At 70.5% G+C, this 17,868-nt stretch carries 17 protein-coding genes, 1 tRNA gene and 1 riboswitch; of the genes, 11 read left to right on the forward strand and 7 right to left on the reverse strand.

The window, feature by feature from the left end:
• Positions 1 to 65: 65 nt before the first annotated feature.
• Positions 66 to 1,234, forward strand: a protein-coding gene (locus tag ASG32_RS15890; RefSeq protein WP_107351968.1) for an IS3 family transposase whose coding sequence is annotated in 2 segments (ribosomal slippage) — positions 66 to 330 and positions 330 to 1,234 — 1,170 coding nt in all. Because the reading frame shifts where the segments join, the coding sequence is not laid out codon by codon here.
• A gap of 227 nt (positions 1,235 to 1,461) precedes the next feature.
• Here the strand turns inward: ASG32_RS15890 and ASG32_RS15895 are convergent.
• Positions 1,462 to 1,536 (reverse strand) — tRNA-Gly (locus ASG32_RS15895).
• A 254-nt stretch (positions 1,537 to 1,790) separates the two neighbouring features.
• On the opposite strand from ASG32_RS15895, the gene ASG32_RS15900 reads away from it, so the two are divergent.
• Both ASG32_RS15900 and ASG32_RS15905 read left to right on the forward strand, forming a co-directional pair.
• Positions 1,791 to 3,560, forward strand: coding sequence for an N-acetylglutaminylglutamine amidotransferase (locus ASG32_RS15900; protein WP_056527957.1), 1,770 nt, complete (start codon positions 1,791 to 1,793; stop codon positions 3,558 to 3,560).
• A gap of 118 nt (positions 3,561 to 3,678) precedes the next feature.
• Positions 3,679 to 4,503, forward strand: coding sequence for a class II glutamine amidotransferase (locus tag ASG32_RS15905; protein WP_020092830.1), 825 nt, complete (start codon positions 3,679 to 3,681; stop codon positions 4,501 to 4,503).
• A gap of 10 nt (positions 4,504 to 4,513) precedes the next feature.
• On the opposite strand, the gene ASG32_RS15910 is transcribed toward ASG32_RS15905, so the two are convergent.
• Positions 4,514 to 4,852, reverse strand: a complete 339-nt coding sequence (locus tag ASG32_RS15910) for a flagellar protein FlaG (RefSeq protein WP_020092829.1) — start codon at positions 4,850 to 4,852, stop codon at positions 4,514 to 4,516.
• 254 nt (positions 4,853 to 5,106) lie between these two features.
• On the opposite strand from ASG32_RS15910, the gene ASG32_RS15915 reads away from it, so the two are divergent.
• The gene (locus ASG32_RS15915) at positions 5,107 to 5,625 is read left to right on the forward strand and encodes a hypothetical protein (protein ID WP_199866127.1); all 519 of its coding nucleotides are present in this window, start codon (positions 5,107 to 5,109) and stop codon (positions 5,623 to 5,625) included.
• Between the two features lie 22 nt (positions 5,626 to 5,647).
• Here ASG32_RS15915 and thiC read toward each other — a convergent pair whose 3' ends face one another.
• Complete coding sequence (gene thiC, locus ASG32_RS15920; protein WP_056527962.1) at positions 5,648 to 7,534, reverse strand: phosphomethylpyrimidine synthase ThiC; 1,887 nt, start codon at positions 7,532 to 7,534, stop codon at positions 5,648 to 5,650.
• Positions 7,535 to 7,605: 71 nt separating this feature from the next.
• A riboswitch (TPP riboswitch) is annotated at positions 7,606 to 7,711 on the reverse strand.
• A 114-nt stretch (positions 7,712 to 7,825) separates the two neighbouring features.
• On the opposite strand from thiC, the gene ASG32_RS15925 reads away from it, so the two are divergent.
• From ASG32_RS15925 to ASG32_RS15935, 3 genes are all read left to right on the forward strand, one after another.
• On the forward strand, positions 7,826 to 8,656 hold the full coding sequence (locus tag ASG32_RS15925) for an alpha/beta hydrolase (RefSeq protein WP_020092826.1): 831 nt from the start codon (positions 7,826 to 7,828) through the stop codon (positions 8,654 to 8,656).
• Between the two features lie 15 nt (positions 8,657 to 8,671).
• The gene (locus ASG32_RS15930; protein ID WP_020092825.1) at positions 8,672 to 9,046 is read left to right on the forward strand and encodes a restriction endonuclease; all 375 of its coding nucleotides are present in this window, start codon (positions 8,672 to 8,674) and stop codon (positions 9,044 to 9,046) included.
• Between the two features lie 116 nt (positions 9,047 to 9,162).
• Entirely contained in the window at positions 9,163 to 10,233 is a 1,071-nt protein-coding gene (locus ASG32_RS15935; RefSeq protein ID WP_056527964.1) for an acyltransferase family protein, read from the forward strand.
• Positions 10,234 to 10,239: 6 nt separating this feature from the next.
• On the opposite strand, the gene ASG32_RS15940 is transcribed toward ASG32_RS15935, so the two are convergent.
• Together ASG32_RS15940 and ASG32_RS15945 are read right to left on the reverse strand one after the other, a co-directional pair.
• Complete coding sequence (locus ASG32_RS15940; protein ID WP_020092823.1) at positions 10,240 to 10,485, reverse strand: hypothetical protein; 246 nt, start codon at positions 10,483 to 10,485, stop codon at positions 10,240 to 10,242.
• 100 nt (positions 10,486 to 10,585) lie between these two features.
• On the reverse strand, positions 10,586 to 11,086 hold the full coding sequence (locus ASG32_RS15945; RefSeq protein WP_056527969.1) for a hypothetical protein: 501 nt from the start codon (positions 11,084 to 11,086) through the stop codon (positions 10,586 to 10,588).
• 184 nt (positions 11,087 to 11,270) lie between these two features.
• Here ASG32_RS15945 and ASG32_RS15950 point away from each other — a divergent pair, with 184 nt between their 5' ends.
• Positions 11,271 to 11,654, forward strand: coding sequence for a hypothetical protein (locus tag ASG32_RS15950; RefSeq protein ID WP_026604872.1), 384 nt, complete (start codon positions 11,271 to 11,273; stop codon positions 11,652 to 11,654).
• A gap of 37 nt (positions 11,655 to 11,691) precedes the next feature.
• On the opposite strand, the gene ASG32_RS15955 is transcribed toward ASG32_RS15950, so the two are convergent.
• Both ASG32_RS15955 and ASG32_RS15960 read right to left on the reverse strand, forming a co-directional pair.
• Positions 11,692 to 12,408, reverse strand: coding sequence for a DUF1275 family protein (locus tag ASG32_RS15955; RefSeq protein ID WP_056527972.1), 717 nt, complete (start codon positions 12,406 to 12,408; stop codon positions 11,692 to 11,694).
• Positions 12,409 to 12,412: 4 nt separating this feature from the next.
• Positions 12,413 to 12,631 (reverse strand): hypothetical protein, encoded by a 219-nt coding sequence (locus ASG32_RS15960; protein ID WP_020092819.1) that lies wholly within the window; start codon positions 12,629 to 12,631, stop codon positions 12,413 to 12,415.
• A 96-nt stretch (positions 12,632 to 12,727) separates the two neighbouring features.
• Here ASG32_RS15960 and ASG32_RS15965 point away from each other — a divergent pair, with 96 nt between their 5' ends.
• The 3 genes from ASG32_RS15965 (at position 12,728) to ASG32_RS15975 (ending at position 17,857) form a co-directional block, all read left to right on the forward strand.
• A complete protein-coding gene (locus tag ASG32_RS15965; protein WP_199866128.1) occupies positions 12,728 to 13,597 on the forward strand; it encodes a LysR family transcriptional regulator in 870 nt (289 codons plus the stop codon).
• Between the two features lie 253 nt (positions 13,598 to 13,850).
• On the forward strand, positions 13,851 to 16,037 hold the full coding sequence (locus ASG32_RS15970) for a transglycosylase domain-containing protein (protein ID WP_020092817.1): 2,187 nt from the start codon (positions 13,851 to 13,853) through the stop codon (positions 16,035 to 16,037).
• 212 nt (positions 16,038 to 16,249) lie between these two features.
• Complete coding sequence (locus tag ASG32_RS15975) at positions 16,250 to 17,857, forward strand: sensor domain-containing diguanylate cyclase (protein WP_244491998.1); 1,608 nt, start codon at positions 16,250 to 16,252, stop codon at positions 17,855 to 17,857.
• Positions 17,858 to 17,868: the final 11 nt, after the last annotated feature.

The raw sequence follows: 17,868 nt of genomic DNA on the forward strand, positions 1-17,868 counted from the left end.
TGGCCTGCCCCCTGAAAAGTGGTCCTCCCTAAGGTATGGCTTTGAGCCATGTGGAGGATGTCATCATGGGACGGAAGAAGCATACGGCTGAAGAGATTGTTGCCAAGCTTCGCCAAGTGGACGTTCTGGTCTCGCAAGGACGCAAGGTAGCTGAAGCAATTCGATCCATCGAGGTGACCGAGGTCACGTATTACCGTTGGCGCTCTGAGTACGGCGGCCTGAAGGGTGACCAGGTCAAGCGGTTGAAGTCCCTGGAGACGGAGAACCAACGGCTTCGTCGGGCGATCTCCGACCTGACTTTGGAGAAGCTGATCCTGAAGGAGGCCGCATCGGGAAACTTCTGAGCCCGGCTCGCCGCCGGGCTTGTGTCGACTACGTCGTTGCCGAGCATGGCGTGTCGGAACGCTTTGCCTGCCGTGTCCTGGGACAGCATCGTTCGACCCAGCGCAAGTGTGCTGTGGTGCTCGAGGACGAGGCCACTCTCACAGCCGCCATCGTGGCCCTGGCTCTGCAGTACGGGCGCTACGGCTACCGTCGGATCACGGCTTTGCTCCGGCGTGACGGCTGGACGGTAAACGTGAAGCGGGTCGAACGGATCTGGCGCCGCGAAGGGCTCAAGGTCCCGGCTCGGCAACCGAAGCGAGCGCGTCTCTGGCTCAACGACGGTTCCTGCCTGCGACTACGGCCTGAGCACCCCGACCACGTCTGGTCGTACGACTTCGTCGAGCACCGCACGCACAACGGCAGGAAGTACCGGATGCTGAACGTCATCGACGAGTTCACCCGCGAGTGCCTGACCATCCGGGTCGCTCGCAAGCTGAAGGCCCTCGACGTGATCGACGTGCTCTCGGACCTGTTCAGCCTCCGCGGGGTGCCAGGGCATATCCGCTCGGACAACGGGCCAGAGTTCATCGCCAAAGCCGTTCAGGACTGGATCACGGCGGTTGGATCGACGACCTCCTACATCGAGCCGGGCAGTCCGTGGGAGAACGGCTACTGCGAGAGCTTCAACGCAAAGCTGCGGGATGAACTCCTCAACGGCGAGGTGTTCTACACCCTCAAAGAAGCCAGCGTCGTCATCGAGCAGTGGCGGAAAGACTACAATACCATTCGACCCCACTCGTCGCTCGGCTACCAGCCACCTGCGCCGGAGGTCGTCATCTGGCCAACGGAACCGAGCACTTCAGCGCCGCTCGCTCGCCCAGCCATCGTCACGCGACCGACGATGCACTAACTTCGAACCTGGGCCACCGCATGGGGGCAGGCCANGACGCTCTTCCGATCTAACGGAACCGAGCACTTCAGCGCCGCTCGCTCGCCCAGCCATCGTCACGCGACCGACGATGCACTAACTTCGAACCTGGGCCACCGCATGGGGGCAGGCCAGAACGCGATGGGGAACGTGGGGAACGCGAGATCAGCGGTAGACTGTCAGAAAGGCTGACGCTTCAACGAGTTAGTTGGAGCGGGCGATCGGGATCGAACCGACGACATTCAGCTTGGGAAGCTGACGTTCTACCACTGAACTACGCCCGCCGACATGGTCGGCACGGATAAGGTCTGTCGCGGAGCGCGAGCTCCGAACGGCGCCGTGCGCTCATGTACGGCCATGGTCTAGCAGTTCGACGGCGATGGCGTCAAACGGGTCCGGCATCTCCCGGTCGTGATCCCCGGGCGACCCCGCGTGAGCCCGGCGCGGCGTCCCGGCCGGGTCGGCGGAACGCCGCGGCGCGCGAGCCGTTTCGCTCGAAGAAGCGCGCGTGGCGCCGGACCGAGACCCTGCTGACACTATGTGCGGAATCTGCGGCGAGATCTGCTTCGACCGGCCGGCGGACCCCGCCGCCGTCGACGCGATGATGGGATCTCTGCGGCCGCGCGGGCCCGACGCAGCGGGGCTCTTCGGTTCCGGCCGGGTCGTTTTCGGCCATCGCAGGCTCAAGATCATCGACCTGTCCGAGGCCGGGCAGCAGCCCATGATCGATCCCGCCCTCGGGCTCGCGATCGTGTTCAACGGCTGCATCTACAATTTCCGCGCGCTGCGCGCCGAACTCGAGGCGAAGGGCTACGCGTTCTTCTCGACGAGCGACACCGAAGTGGTGCTCAAGGCCTTCCACGCCTGGGGAACTGCCTGCGTCGAGCGCTTCGCCGGCATGTTCGCCTTCGCGATCCTGGAGCGGGATTCCGGGCGGGTCGTGCTGGCGCGCGACCGGCTCGGCGTGAAGCCGCTCTATTACAGCGAGACGAAGGGCCGCTTCCGCTTCGCCTCGTCGCTCCCGGCCCTGCTCGCCGCCGGCGACGTCGATACCGCGGTCGATCCGGTCGCGCTCCACCACTACATGAGCTGGCACGCGGGCGTCCCGGCCCCGCTCACCATCCTCAAGGGCGTGCGCAAGCTGCCACCGGCGACGATCCTGACGATCGAGCGGGACGGGACGCGGCACGCGTCGACCTACTGGACCCTGGCGATCGGCCCCCGCGCGGCCGACCGTGGCCGGACCGAGGCGGACTGGCGCGAGGCCGTCCTCGACGCCCTCGGCACCGCTGTCGAGCGCCGGCAGGTCGCCGACGTCCCGACGGGGGTTCTCCTCTCGGGCGGCCTGGACAGCTCGCTGCTGGTGGCCCTGCTGGCGCGCGGTGGCCAGCGCGGCCTCAAGACCTTCTCGGTGGGCTTCGACGCGGTGAACGGCGTCGAAGGCGACGAGTTCAAGTACTCGGACATCATCGCCGAGACCTTCGCCACCGACCACACGAAGCTCGCGGTCGACGGCACCCGGACGCTGGAGGCGCTGCCCGCGGCCATCGCGGCGATGTCGGAGCCGCAGATGAGCCACGACGCGGTGGCCTTCCTCCTGCTCTCGCAGGAGGTCGCCAAGCACGTGACTGTGATCCAGAGCGGGCAGGGCGCCGACGAAGTGTTCGGCGGCTATCACTGGTATCCGAAGCTGATGGGCTCGACGGACCCGGTCGCCGACTACGCGAAAGCGTATTTCGACCGCGACCATGCCGAGATGCGGGAGGCCCTGACGCCCGACATGGTCGGCGGCGATCACAGCACCGACTACATCGCGACCTTCTTCGCGAACTCGCGGAGCGACAGCGCCATCGACAAGACTCTGCAACTCGACCAAGAGGTCATGATGGTCGACGATCCGGTCAAGCGGGTCGACAACATGACGATGGCCTGCGGCCTCGAGGCGCGGGTGCCGTTCCTCGACCATGACCTCGTCGAGCTGGCGGCACGCATCCCGGCGGAGCTCAAGGTCCGGGACGGCGGCAAGTACATCCTCAAGGAAGCCGCGCGGGCTGTCGTCCCCGCCGAGGTGATCGACCGCGAGAAGGGGTACTTCCCCGTTCCCGCGCTGAAGCACATCCGCGGCCCGTTCCTCGACTACGTTCGCGACGTGCTGGACCGTCCCGAGGCGCGCGCGCGCGGCATCTTCAACCGCGCCTACGTCGATCACCTGCTCGCCGATCCCGACGGCACGCTGACGCCCAAGGGCAACTCGAAGCTCTGGCAGGTGGCCCTTCTGGAGAGCTGGCTCCAGACGCACGGCGTCTGAGACGGGCCGCGGCACGCCTTTCGCGATGGATCGTGATCGATCGCGCGCTCAAGGTGCCGCGCTTTGTCCACGATCGTCCCGGATCAGCCGGTCGACAGACACCCGGAGAAGCCCGTCGATGTGCCGCTGGATCGCCTATGCGGGACGCACCATCCCGCTGGAGCACTACGTCACCGAGCCGTCCCACAGCCTCGTCTCGCAGAGCATCGCGGCGCTCGAATCGACCGCGGCGACCAACGGCGACGGGTTCGGGCTCGGCTGGTACGGCGATCACCCGGAGCCCGGCCGGTACCGCGAGGTCCAGCCCGCCTGGTCGGACGACAACCTGCGCTACCTGTGCCGGCACCTGCACTCGCACCTGTTCTTCGCGCACGTGCGCGCCGCGACCGGGACGCCGATCACCCGGCCGAACTGCCATCCCTTCGCCTGCGGTCCGTGGCTGTTCATGCACAACGGCTATATCGGCGACTGGAGCCGCCTGCGGCGCCCGGTCGAGGCGCTGATCCCGGACGAGCTGTACCCGTCGCGCGCGGGGACCACCGATTCCGAAGCGATCTTCCTCGGGCTGCTGGGCTGCGGCCTGATGGGACCGGGGCCGCGCCGCGATCCTGTCGAGGCGACGGCGCGCGCGCTCGCGCGCCTCACCGATCTCGCCGGGCCGCATCCGTTCCGGTTCACCGCGGCGCTGGCCGACGGGCGCGATCTCTACGCGTTCCGCTACGCCGCGAACGACAAGGCGAACTCGCTCTACTACCGCGCTTCGGAGGGCGGCGTGGTCGTCGCCTCGGAGCCGCTCGACCGGGATCACGGCACTTGGACGACGGTCGCCGAGAACAGCGTGCTCGTCGCGCGGCGGGACGCGCCGGTGGAGATCCTGCCGCTGGCGCAGTTCGGCCTGGCCGCGCCGCCGGTCGATGACTCGGTCCGCCGGCTGCGCGCCTGAGCGACTCCGCTCAGGCGACGCGGGAGAGGCTGCCGCTCTGCGAACCCTGCGTGCTGCGGGCGGAATCGTAGGCGCGATTGCGCAGGGCGGTCTCGCTCGGGAGCTGGTCGATCACGTTGCCGGACGACGGATCGACCACCTGGAACACGATCGAGCTGGTGTCCGGATCCTGGATGTACCGCGCCTTGCCGCCGTTCGTGCCGATGTCGAGCTTCACCGCGGGCTCGAGCGGCTTGGCGGAGGTCTCGGGCTCGGGCGCCTGCTGGGTCACGGCGGCGGCGGCCGTCGCTCCGAGCGCGTCGAGGCCTTGCGGCCCCGGCGTCGTGGATGTCAGCGTTCGGATCTCCATCGCCGGTCTCCTGCGATCCTGTGATCGAAGGATTGAGGCGCGGTCCTGCCTAATCGTTCCTTAATGGCGACCGCCGGTCCACCGGATGATGCGGCGGGATCGGAGATGCGATGAACATCGCGTTACCGGGGCGACACAAATCCGTGCTGAATTTTCTCCTGGGTCGACTCGGCGCCCAGCCGGTTCGTCTTCCCGCGACGGGACTGCGGCCCGCCCCGCGCAGCGTGGAGCACGCGATGTACAGGATCTCGGCGATGCTCGTTTTAGCGACCAGTCCCGCGCTCGCCGCGCCGGCCGCGGCTGGCGATCCGGGTACGCGCGCGCCGTTCATCTGCGAGCACCGCTGCGCCGTCGTGGAGCGTCTCGACGCCATCCACAGGCGCGGGCCGGTCGACGTCTCGCGCGACCGCTTCATCGTCGTCGCGCCGCACGGACAGGCGCAGCGCTACGTCCAGTGCATCTTCCAGGATCGGGATACGCGGATGTTCTGCGCGGCCGCGTCGGGCGCCTACGGGCCACCCGGCCGAAGGCGCCTGCGGCTTGATGCGACGGCACGGCAGGCGCTGGCGGCGCTCGGATACGTCCAGGCGGACCCGGCGGAGAACTTCGCGCGCCTGGTGGAGCTGGGATCGCCGCCCGACACGGGCATCGCCGCGGATCTGATGCTCGCGGCGCTGCACGATGCCTACGGCGCCCGCCCGGGCGACATTCTCGATATCGAGGCCCCGCACGGCGGAACGCCGGGGCGGGGCTGCGGCGCGCCCGAATCCTGAGCGGACCGGGCGCGCCGCCATCTCACTCGGCGGCGTCGACGTAGAGCTTGCCGCCCTCGGCCAGGAATTCCTGCGACTTCGCCCGCATGCCGGCCTCGGCCTCGGCCTTCGACATCGCGGGCGCCGCGCCCACGACCTCGCCGGCCTCCTCCATCGCCAGCACCTCGGCGCGCAGGTCCTGCGTGATCTTCATCGAGCAGAATTTCGGCCCGCACATCGAGCAGAAATGCGCGACCTTGTGGGCGTCCTTCGGCAGGGTCTCGTCGTGGAAGCGCCGGGCGGTATCCGGATCGAGGCCCAGGTTGAACTGGTCCTCCCAGCGGAAGTCGAACCGGGCGCGGCTGAGCGCGTCGTCCCGGAGCTGCGCGGCGGGATGCCCCTTGGCGAGGTCTGCGGCGTGGGCGGCGATCTTGTAGGTGATGACGCCGGTCTTCACGTCGTCCCGGTCCGGCAGGCCGAGATGCTCCTTCGGGGTGACGTAGCAGAGCATCGCGGTGCCGAACCAGCCGATCATGGCGGCGCCGATGCCCGAGGTGATGTGATCGTAGCCGGGGGCGATGTCGGTGGTCAGCGGGCCGAGAGTGTAGAACGGCGCCTCGCCGCACTCCTTCAGCTGCTTCTCCATGTTGACCTTGATCTTGTGCATCGGCACATGGCCGGGGCCCTCGATCATCACCTGGCAGCCCTTGTCCCAGGCGACCTTGGTCAGCTCGCCCAGCGTCTCAAGCTCGCCGAACTGGGCGGCGTCGTTGGCGTCGGCGATCGAGCCCGGGCGCAGGCCGTCGCCCAGAGAGAACGAGACGTCGTAGGCCCGCATGATGTCGCAGATCTCGTCGAACCGCTCGTAGAGGAACGATTCCCGGTGCCCGGCGAGGCACCAGCGGGCCATGATCGAGCCGCCGCGCGAGACGATGCCGGTGACGCGCCGCGCGGTCAGCGGCACGTGGGCGAGGCGCACGCCGGCATGGATGGTGAAGTAGTCGATGCCCTGCTCGGCCTGCTCGATCAGCGTGTCCTTGAAGACCTCCCAGTCGAGCTTGAGCGGGTCGCCGCCGACCTTCTCCAGCGCCTGGTAGATCGGCACCGTGCCGATCGGGACCGGGCTGTTGCGGATGATCCACGAGCGGATGTTGTGGATGTTGCGGCCGGTGGACAGGTCCATGACCGTGTCGGCGCCCCAGCGGATCGACCAGACGAGCTTCTCGACCTCGTCGGCGGCCGAGGAGGTCACGGCGGAGTTGCCGATGTTGGCGTTGATCTTGACCAGGAAGTTCCGGCCGATCGCCATCGGCTCCAGCTCGGTGTGGTTGATGTTGGCCGGGATGATCGCCCGGCCGCGGGCGATCTCGTCGCGCACGAATTCCGGGGTGATGAAGGGCGGGACCGAGGCCCCGAAGCTCTGGCCGTCCGCGAGCGCGGCCTCGGCGCCCGCGAGCATGGCCTCGCGGCAGACGTTCTCGCGATGGGCGACGTAGATCATCTCCTCGGTGATGATCCCCGCGCGGGCGAACTCGTACTGGGTCACCATCTGGCCCGGGGCCGCCTTGCGGATGGTCCGCTCGGCGGGGCAGGGGGCCACGAGCTTGTCGCCCGCGAATCCGTTATCCTCGGGCTTCACCGCGCGCGGCGCGACGGCCGTGTAACCGCGGGCCGCGACCCAAGGCTCGCGCACGCCGGGAAGGCCGGCGTTGAGGTCGATACGGGCATCGGTCTCGGTATAGGGGCCCGACGGGTCGTAGACCCGCACCGGCTCCTCCTTCGGATCGGAGAGGACGATCTCGCGATAGGGAACGCGGATGTCCGGCCGCCCGGCCGGGTTCGCGTACGCCTTGCGCGATCCGCTGACCGGACCCGTGGTCACGGTCTCGGGGCTGCCTTTCACGTCCTTCGGGAGAACGGGTGCGTTCATCGTGGGCCTCTCCTCGTGCTGGAGCGGTCCGGTCCACGCGATGGCCGAGATGAGATGAGGTCGCGCGAGATGCGACCGCAGGTTCCCGTCCCTCCGCCGGTATGAGCCGGATCAGGTTCAAGGGTCAGGGCAGCGTGCCCAATCTCAGCCCTCTTCAGGGCCCCCCTCGGAACGGTTCCAGACTCGGGCCCGCGGACGGCTTTGTCAATGCTGACCGGCCGCCCTAGAAAACACATCCCCGAAACCGTTCGTCCGAACGCACGCGTTCTCCCCCGCCGCAATCTCACCGCAATGCGCCTCATCGCCGGCCTCCTGCTCGCCGCGCTCCTCCTCTGCGGGCTGGCCTGCGCCGCGCTCGCGCTCGGGCAGCGCCGGTTCCTCTATCCGGGCGCCTTCGGGCCGCAGAACCCGTGGACGATCCCGCCGGGCCTCGCGACGATCACGGTCGCGACCCCCGACGGCGAGACCCTGCACGGCCTGTGGCGGCCTCCGCGGCCGGGCTGCGGCGTCGTCGTGAGCTTCCACGGCAACGGGTCCCGCCCCGAGCCGCACGCGGCCCGCTTCGCCGCGGAGCCCTGGCGGGCGCGCGGCTGGGGCGTGCTCACTGTGGCCTATCGCGGCTATCCCGGCTCCACCGGCAGCCCCAGCGAGGACGGGCTGATCCGCGACGGGCTGGCGGCCGTCGAGGCCGCGCGGGCGCGGGCGCCCGACGCGCCTATCCTCCTCCACGGACACTCCCTCGGGGCCGCCGTGGCCGTGGCCGTCGCCGAACGGGTGCCGACGATCGGCCTGTACCTGGAGGCGCCGTTCGACTCGATGACCCACACCGTGCGGCTGCATGTCCCGCTAGCCCCGATCTGGCTCCTGCGCGACACGTACCGCTCGGACCTGCGCATCCGCGACGGGTCGGCGCCCGTGCTGATCGTGCAGGGCCGCGACGACACGGTGGTGCCGGCCAAGCTGGCGCGGAACCTCGCTGAGGCGGCCGGCCCGCGGGCGCGGATCGACGTGATCCCGGGGGACCACGTCTCCATCCTGGGGAGCCGGGATCGCGAGGCCGAGGCGCTGTTCGGACAGGGCGTCGGTCCGGCCTGCCCGCAGCCGGTGGACCAGCAGGGGTAGGAGAGGGAGGCTCGCGTGGTCGGACGGCGCTCGCAGCGCTGGAGCGCCGAGGATCCGGACGCGCCGGGCGTCCCGGGCCCGCCGGACCCGGTCTGCCCCCTCTGCGAGCGCCCGATCCCGCGCCGCGCCCGCTCCAGCCTCCATCACCTCACGCCGAAGCTGAAGGGCGGGACCCATCGCGGCACGGTCCGGCTTCACCAGATCTGCCACTCGGCGATCCACGCCCGCTACAGCGAGGCGGAGATCGCCAAGCGCCTCGCCGACGTCGAGGCCCTGCGCGCCGATCCGGAGATCGCGCGCTTCCTCGTTTGGGTCCGCGGCAAGCCCGACGATTTCCACGCCGCCACGCGCATGACCCGCGAGCGGAAGTCGGCGCGCCGCAAGATCTGACACCTGCCCGGCCGGCGTTTACCGGGCGTTCGTCACATCCGCAGGTGGCCGCCGCCCCGTTCCTTGCCGTCAACCCGAACCGGTCCAGGATCGCCCCGATCGCGAGGGTTCGGACGATGGCCGGGGTCGGGGATACGGGGGATCGGCTCGCCTGGGTCGATATCGCCAAGGGGATCTGCATCCTCCTGGTCGTCATGATGCATTCGGTCATCGGCACCGGCGAGGCCATGGGCGGCGAGGGCTTCCTCCACCCGGTCGTCGCCTTCGCGAAGCCGTTCCGCATCCCGGACTTCTTCCTGCTCTCCGGCCTGTTCGTGGGACGGGTGATCGACCGCGACTGGCGCCTGTTCTCCGACCGCCGGGTCGTCCACTTCGCCTATTTCTACCTGCTCTGGCTGGTGATCCAGTCGGTCGCCAAGTACGGCAAGATCGTCGGCGATGCCGGTCCCGCGGCCTTCGCGGCGCATCTCGCCCACGCACTGATCGAGCCCTATTCCAGCCTCTGGTTCATCTACCTGCTGGCGGTGTTCTCGGTGGTCACCAAGGCCCTGCGCCGCGTGCCCGGCGGCGTGCTCCTCGCCGGCGCCGCCCTGCTGCAGATCGCCGACATCCGCAGCGAGTCGACCCTGATCGAGGAGTTCTGCGCCCGCTACGTCTACTTCGTCGCGGGCTACCTGTTCGCCGGGCGGATCTTCGCGCTCGCCGACGCGGCGCGCCGCCGCGTCCCGCTCGCCCTCTGCGGCCTCGGCGCCTGGGCGGTCCTGGAAGGCTGGCTCGCGCTGACCCCGTCGGGCCTGCCGGATCATCCGACCCTCGCCAGCCTGCCGCTGGTGAGCCTCGCCCTCGGCGGGGCCGGTGCCCTCGCGATCGTGGTGGCGGCGGCTCTCATCGGCCGCGCCGGCGGTCCGGCCGCCGAGGCGGTCCGGACCTGCGGCCAGCGCTCGATCGTGATCTACCTGGCCTTCTCGCTGCCGATGGCGGCGACACGGGAGATCCTCGTGCGCACCGGCGCGATCACCGATATCGGCCTCGCGAGCCTGACCGTCATGGCGATGGCGGTGATCCTGCCGCTGGTGCTGGAGCGGCTGGTCCGCGGGACGGCGCTCGACCTGCTGTTCGTCCGGCCGCGGCGGTTCCGGCTGGCCGGGTCCGGGCCTAAGCCGAGCCCGGCCCTGCAGGCGACCTGAGGGTCCTCAGCCGTCGAAGGCGATACCGATCCGCCGGCTGCGCCGCCACGCCACGGTGGCCGGGCGCGGTTCGGTGCCCGTGCTGACACGAAGCGCGAAGCGGTCCGGCACGGCCTGATCGTCCTCGACCTCGATCTGCGCGCCGACGTCGGTGGCGTCCCAGACCAGGCAGCTCACCTCGCCGCCGTCGAGCAGCACAGCGCCGAACGTGAAGGCGTTCTTCCGGAAGGTGCCGCGGCGATTCTCCGTCATCAGCTCCTCCGTCCCGTCTCGCGGCTCCGCGGAGCCGGACGATGCCGGATCGCGGTTAACAGGGCAAATACGTTCCCGTGCCTACCCTGCTCGACCGAGATCAGTACTCGTCGGGATCACCCCGGTGGCGGCGTGGCCCCGGCCCGTAATCGTCGTCGTAGGATCGGCGCGGCGGCGGGCGGTCGTAGTCGCGGCGGTCGCGGTAGGCGTCGCGCCGGTCGTCGTAGCCGTCATTCCGGTAGCCGCCCCCGCCGCCGTAGGCACCCCCGCCGCCACCGCCGTAGCCGCCGCCGTAGCCCCCACCGCCGCCCGCGTTGATCCGCGGGGCGTACCAGCAGCTCTTCGCCTGGCCCGGCGCCGGATCGCCGAAGGTCTGGGTGTTGCAGGGCACGACGCCGCCCTGCGGGAACGGCCGGCCGTTCGTCCGGCCGGGCACGCCGTAATAGACGTTGGTGGGATAGGGCATCCGGCAGACGCCGCCCTCCTGCGCGCAGCCGACCAGGTTCACCGTGTCGAGCTGGTAGGCCTGGGCCGGGGCGGGTGCCAGCGCGCCGCCTCCCAGCATGATGGCCCCGAAGGCCAGAGCGATCCGAATCTGCACGTCCCCGATTCCCCCGTGGTTCGCGGTGCGGGTGCCGAATAATCCGGTCGGCGGCTTCCGGCCAGCGGCCGCGCTCGCTATGGCGTCGCACCAGGATGCGCGCGGGCCGGTCCGCGGCCGGCGCGACGGTGATCGGGCGGAACGCCCCGTCGTCGGACGGAAGACAGCGAGCCGGGAGGCCTTGATGAGGGATGCGTCCGCGCAGGAGCTTCTGCTGCTCAGCGCGCTCCAGGAATGCCGGATCCAGCTCGACGCGGCGCGCAAGGACGAGGCGGCCCGCGCCGCCGTCCGGGAGGAGCTCGAGGCCGCGCTCCGCCGCGAGGCCGCTCTCGCGGCGGCGATCGTGGAGGAGCGCGAGCGGACCGAGGCCGTCCGCCTCGTGCTTCAGGCGCTGCTGATGAGCGTCCGCCGGTTCGGTCTGCGCCGGCGCCTGTTCGGGGCGCGCATCGCCCGGCTCGGCCGCGAGACGCCGGATTCCGGTCCGCAGGCGGCCCGCCATCCCGTGCTGCTCGCCGAGGCGCGACGGGTGCTGGGTAAGCCATCGCCCGAACCGCCGGCCGAGCGGTGACGGCGGTCGCCGCCCGAGCGCCGCGCGGCGCGGCTCCTCACGGCCCGGCGCCGGCGTCTCCGGGCGCCGCGGCCAGGACGATCAGGGCCGTCAGAACGCCGAGCGGCAGGACGATGCTGCCGAAGGCGAGATGGGCGATCCCGAAGGCGCCGAACAGCGCGCCCGCGGCGAAGGCCGCGATCGCCGGGAGCACGCGCAGGAACCTCTCCCGGGTCTGATCGCGCTGTGGGCCGCGTCCCAGGACGAGGTCGGTCGCGTCGATGACGGCCTGGCTGACGCTCACCGTCATGACCGTGGTGGGGGCGAGATGGCCGAGAGACAGGCGGCCGATGGCGTTCTGTAACCCCATGGCCGCGACCGCGAGCATGCCGACGGCGATGGAAGCGGCACTGTCCGCTCCGCCGAGGGGCGACCACACGGTGCCACACAGCCCGAATCCCGCGAGCAGGGTCACCTCCACGGCGAGGAGCCAGGGCAGGGGGTCGAAAGCCCGCCGCTCCAGCGCCAGGGCCAGAATTCGAGCCCCCGCCACCGCTCCGACGAAGACGGGCAGCGCCAGGAGCTTGGCAACCACGCCGCTGGAGCTCGCGACCAGCTCGGCGCCGATCAGGACGAAGTTGCCGGTGACGTGAGCCGTGAAGAGTCCGGTCAGGGCGATGAAGGCCGCCGCGTCGACGAAGCCGGCGACGAACGCCAGGGCGGCGCCGGCGAAGGGACCGGTCCCCGGTCTCCGAGCTCGCGCGGGACCGGTCATCGTCTCAGTCGGCGAAGGGCGTCGCCGTCAGGCCGACCGGCATCCGCGGATTGGCGAAGTAGTCGGGCCAGCGATCGCAGAGATACAGGATCGCGACCAGCACGGTGGCGATCGCCAGCAGGGAGGCGAGCACCTCTGTGACCTGCGTCGCCCATTTCCCGAGCGTCGGGATCGCCATGAGGCCGCCGACGAACAGCGTGGTCACGATAACGGGTGCGGACATCGGGCAAGGCTTCGCGGCGCGGCTCTGGGACGAGGCTGTCCCGAACCCTAACGCTGCGCGGCACCCGCAGGTTACCGATATCGGTTATCGTGACTCATGATAGGCAACCCGAACATCGAGCTGCTGCGCTCGTTCCTGGCCGTCGTCGAGAGCCGCAGCTTCACCGCCGCGGCGCAGGCTCTCGGTCTGCGGCAATCCACGGTGAGCGGGCACATCGCCCGGCTCGAGCAGGCGCTCGGTCGCGCGCTCCTGACGCGGGACACCCACCGGGTCGCGCCCACGCCGGACGGTCAGGCCATGATCGGCTTCGCCCGCGACGTGGTGGACGCGCAGGACCGGCTGCGCGCCTTCTTCTCGCCGGAAGGCCTGCGCGGCCGCATCCGGCTCGGCGTCTCCGAGGACTACACCCTGTCGACCCTGGCACAGGTCCTGGCCCGCTTCGCCGATCGGCACGACGCGGTCGATCTGCAGATCACGGTCGGGCTGAGCCGCGCCCTCTACCAGGGCTACGATGCGGGCGAGCTCGACGTGATCTTCTGCAAGCGGCGGCGCGGCGACCCGCGCGGGACCTTGGCCTGGGCGGAGGATCTGATCTGGACGGGCCGACCCGGCCTCGTGCCGGATCGGGCCAAGCCCTTGCCTCTCGTGCTCTACCCGCCACCGTCGATGACCCGCACCTTGGCGCTCGACGCCCTCGCGGCGGTGGGCCGGTCCTGGCGGGTGGCCTGCACCAGCGGAAGCCTGATGGGGCTGCGGGCCGCCGTCGAGGCGGGCCTGGGCATCGCGCCGCACTCGGCCAAGATCCTGCCGCCGGGCCTCGCCGCGATCTCCGAGGCGGCCGGCCTGCCGCCGCTCGGCGCGGTCGAGTTCGTCGTGCTCGGCCCGGGTCGCCACCACGCGGCGGCGACCGCGCTGCAGGAGACGATCCTGGCGAGCACCGGCGAGCTTCAGGGCGCCGCGCGCTAGGGCGGCGTCCTCCCGGCACGCGGTGGCCGGGCTCGATCCCGACCGTCCGGCGCGGTCCTTAACGGATTGGCCAGCCTTTTTCCGCACCGTACCGCGAAGCGGTCACAAACGGTTTCGACAAGGATCGCCGGCGGTGCCGGCCCCGGTGTCGTTGCCGGACGGGGCGCGAAACCGCCGCATTTGGCGTGCGGAAACCGTCCTGCGGCGTGCCTGACGGTCGCGCATCGCGGCGGAACATTCGAGAACGGGATGCATGGCCAAGGGTCGGGGCAGGATTGAGCCGAACTTCGACGTGCCCGAAGGGCGCGCGCGGGATCGCGGCGAACTCGACCTGCGCCTGACCCGTGAGGACCGCCCCGGGGCAGGAGACGGCGTGGCGAAGCGATCGGGCGGCGGAGCGCGGCAGCCGAGCAAGGCGCCGGCGCGGACAACGGGGCGGGCGAAGGCCTCGGGTCGCGGCCGACGCCGGCGCTCCTGGCTCGGCCGCATCGTCTACGGCTGCGTCGTCCTCGGCCTCTGGGGCGTGATCGGGCTCGCGGGGCTCATCGCCTACCACGCCTCGCAGCTGCCGCCGATCGACCAGCTCGCGGTGCCGAAGCGGCCGCCCAACATCGCGATCCTGGCGAGCGACGGCTCCCTGCTCGCCAATCGCGGCGAGACCGGCGGCCGCGTCGTGTCGATCAAGGAGCTGCCGCCCTACCTGCCGCGCGCCTTCGTGGCGATCGAGGATCGGCGCTTCTACCAGCATTTCGGCGTCGACCCGGTCGGCATCATGCGGGCCATCGGCCAGAACCTGACCCGGCGCGGCGTGGCGCAGGGCGGCTCGACCCTCACCCAGCAGCTCGCCAAGAACCTGTTCCTGACCCCGGAGCGCTCGGCCTCGCGCAAGATCCAGGAGGCGATCCTCGCGCTCTGGCTCGAGCACAAGTACACGAAGGACGAGATCCTCGAACTCTACCTGAACCGCGTCTATTTCGGCGCCGGCGCCTACGGCGTCGAGGCGGCGGCGCAGCGCTATTTCGGCAAGCCTGCCAAGGAGGTGAGCCTCGCGCAGGCCGCGATGCTCGGCGGCCTCGTGCAGGCGCCCTCGCGCCTTGCCCCGAACCGCAACCTCCCGGCCGCCCAGGCCCGCGCCGCGCAGGTGCTCGCCGCCATGCAGGAGCTGGGCTTCGCGTCGGCGCAGGACGTCAAGGTGGCGCTCGCCCAGCCGGCGAAGCCCGCCAACGCCCGCGGCGGCGGGTCGGCCAACTACGTCGCCGACCTCGTGATGGACGTGCTCGACGATTACGTCGGCAAGTTCGACACCGACATCACGGTCCAGACCACGGTCGATCCGAGCCTCCAGGCGGCGGCCGAGAAGGCGCTCACCGACGAGCTCAACGCCAAGGGCACGCGCTACAACGTCAGCCAGGGGGCGCTGGTCTCGATGCGGCCGGACGGCGCCATCCGCGCCCTGATCGGCGGCCGCGACTACGCGCAGAGCCAGTTCAACCGGGCCACGACCGCCAAGCGTCAGCCCGGCTCCTCGTTCAAGCCCTTCGTGTACCTCGCGGCCGTGGAGCACGGCGCCACGCCCGACACGGTCCGGGAGGACGCGCCGATCCGGATCGGTAACTGGGCGCCGGAGAACTACTCCCACCGCTACGAGGGTCCCGTCACCCTGCGGACAGCGCTCGCCCAGTCGCTCAACACCGTCGCGGTGCGCCTCGGCCAGGAGGTCGGGCCGAAGACCGTGGTTCAGACCGCCCAGCGGCTCGGCATCACCTCGCCGCTCCAGGCCAACGGCTCCATCGCCCTCGGCACGTCCGAGGTCACGCTCCTGGAGATGGTCGGCGCCTACGGGGCCTTCGCCAACGGCGGCATCGGCGTGATCCCCTACGTGGTCACCGCCGTGAAGAGCCAGGACGGGAAGGTCCTCTACAAGCGCTCCGACAACGGTCTGGGCCGGGTCATCGACGCCAACGCCGACGGCATGATGAACGCCATGATGCACGAGACCTTCGTCAGCGGCACCGGCAAGAAGGCCGACATCCCCGGCTGGGACCTCGCGGGCAAGAGCGGCACCACCCAGGATTATCGCGACGCGTGGTTCATGGGTTTCTCGGGCAGCCTCGTGACCGGCGTCTGGCTCGGCAACGACGACGGCGAGCTCACCAAGAAGGTCACCGGCGGCAACCTGCCGGCGGAGATCTGGAAGACCTATATGACCCAGGCCCTGAAGGGGCAGACGCCGGTCCCGCTCCCGGGCCTCAACCGCTGGCGCCGCCAGCCGGAGACGACCGCCTCGGTGGCGAGCGCCGCCCCGGCGGGCCCGGGCGGGCTCCTGGGCCAGATCCTCGGTGAGCCGGAGGCCCCGGCGCCGCGCCAGGCCGCGCCGTCGCGGCGCGCGCCGAAGGACGACCGCAACTTCATCGAGAAGCTGTTCGGCATCGGTGACTGACGCTCCGCGGTCTCCGCATTCGTCGGGACCAGGCGGCGGCCCGCGGCGCGCGCCGTCGCGCATCCGCGCGACTACGCCTGGGCTCCGGCTCAAGGCGACCGCGTCGAGGCGGGACTGACAGCCGCGGCGGCCTGTATTTGTATTAGCGGCGATTCAGCGCTTCTTAGTGCCGCCAATAACCGCTTTTTCAATCTTCGTGGACGTAAGATCGGGTGAACAGTAAGCCCGTCAACCGCAATGGCGCGGTTCGTGGCAGCCCGATCGAGCCCATGCTCCTGCGCGCGACCGCTACAGCGATCAGAGCTCACCTGGATGATCGCGCCTCGCGCCTGATCGCGGCGGCCGGCACATGCCTGCTGCTCTGCCTCGCGCTGCTCGGCGTCTATCTCTGCCTGGATCTGCGGGACGTCGCTTGGCACAACGCCCGCCGCAACGCCGGGAATCTGCTGGCGGTGATCGAGGAGGGCGTCGGCCACAGCCTGCGGGTCTACGACCTCTCGCTGCGGAACTCCGCACGGCTCGCGAGCCGCGCCGACATCGCGGCCTTGGACCCGGATATTCGGCGCCTGGCGCTGTTCGACACGGCTGTGGCGGGCTCCGGCCTCGGCCCGATCGCCGTCACGGACGCGGCCGGCGACGTCCGGCTGACCAGCGATCCCGGCGTGCGGACCCGGCCCAACATGTGCACGCTGCCGGAATTCGAATTCCATCGGTCGAATCCCGAAGGCGGCCTGATCCTGTCCGGGCCGACCGTATCTCTCATGACCGGTGAGCCCATCATCCGCATGACCCGGCGGATCCGGACGCCCGACGGCTCATTCGCCGGGATCGTGTCGGGATCGATCAGGCTCGCGCATTTTCAGGCGCTGTTCGAGCGCCTGCATTTCGACGACGGCATCGCTCTGAACGTCTTCCACCGGGACGGGACGCTGCTGATCCGGGCGCCGGCACGGCCGGAGGCGCTCGGCCAGAACATCAGCGCGAGCCCCGGCTACAAGATGTACCGGGCCAAGCCGCGCGGCGAGTTCCAGGGACGCTCGTTCCTCGACGGCGTCGAGCGGGTCTACAGCTTCGCCGACCTCGACGACCTGCCGCTGATCGTGACCGTGGCGACGGACGTCGACAGCATCCGCAGCGTCTGGATCTACAAGGCGGCGATCGTCGCCGTCCTGATCCTGTGCCTCTGCCTCCTCGCCTTCGGCCTGACGATCCTGCTGCACCGGGAGGTCGGGCGCCACGTGGCCGCGGAAGCCTCCAGCCGCGAGGCCAACGCCGCGCTCGCCGTGCTCGCGCGGACCGACGGCCTGACGGGCCTGCCGAACCGGCGCAGCTACGACGAGCACTTCGCCGTGGAGTGGAAGCGGGCCGCACAGCTGCGGACGCCCCTGGCGCTGTTGATCGTCGATGCCGACCACTTCAAGCAGTTCAACGACCGCTTCGGTCACCAGTGCGGCGACGAGGCGCTGAAGGCGGTGGCGGAGTGCCTGCAACGTTCCCTCGATACCGCCGGCCTGAGCTTCCGGATCGGCGGCGAGGAGTTCGTCGCCCTGTTGCCGGGCGTCGACGCGACGGCCGCCAGCGTCGCGGCGGAGCGCGTCCGCCGGGCCGTGGTGAACCTCCGCATCCCCCACGCCCCGGAGGTCGGTGGCATCGCGACGGTGAGCATCGGCGTCGCCTGTGCCGATCCGGCCGGCGGCGATCCGCCCGAAGGGCTGTTCACGGCGGCCGACGGAGCCCTCTACGCGGCCAAGAAGGCCGGGCGCAACCGCGTCCGCGCCGCCGCGCCGGCGGATCCCGTGGCCCTGGCGCTGCGGGCCTGAGCGGCCCCGCG

Source organism: Methylobacterium sp. Leaf361, from assembly GCF_001424445.1.
Lineage (GTDB): Bacteria > Pseudomonadota > Alphaproteobacteria > Rhizobiales > Beijerinckiaceae > Methylobacterium.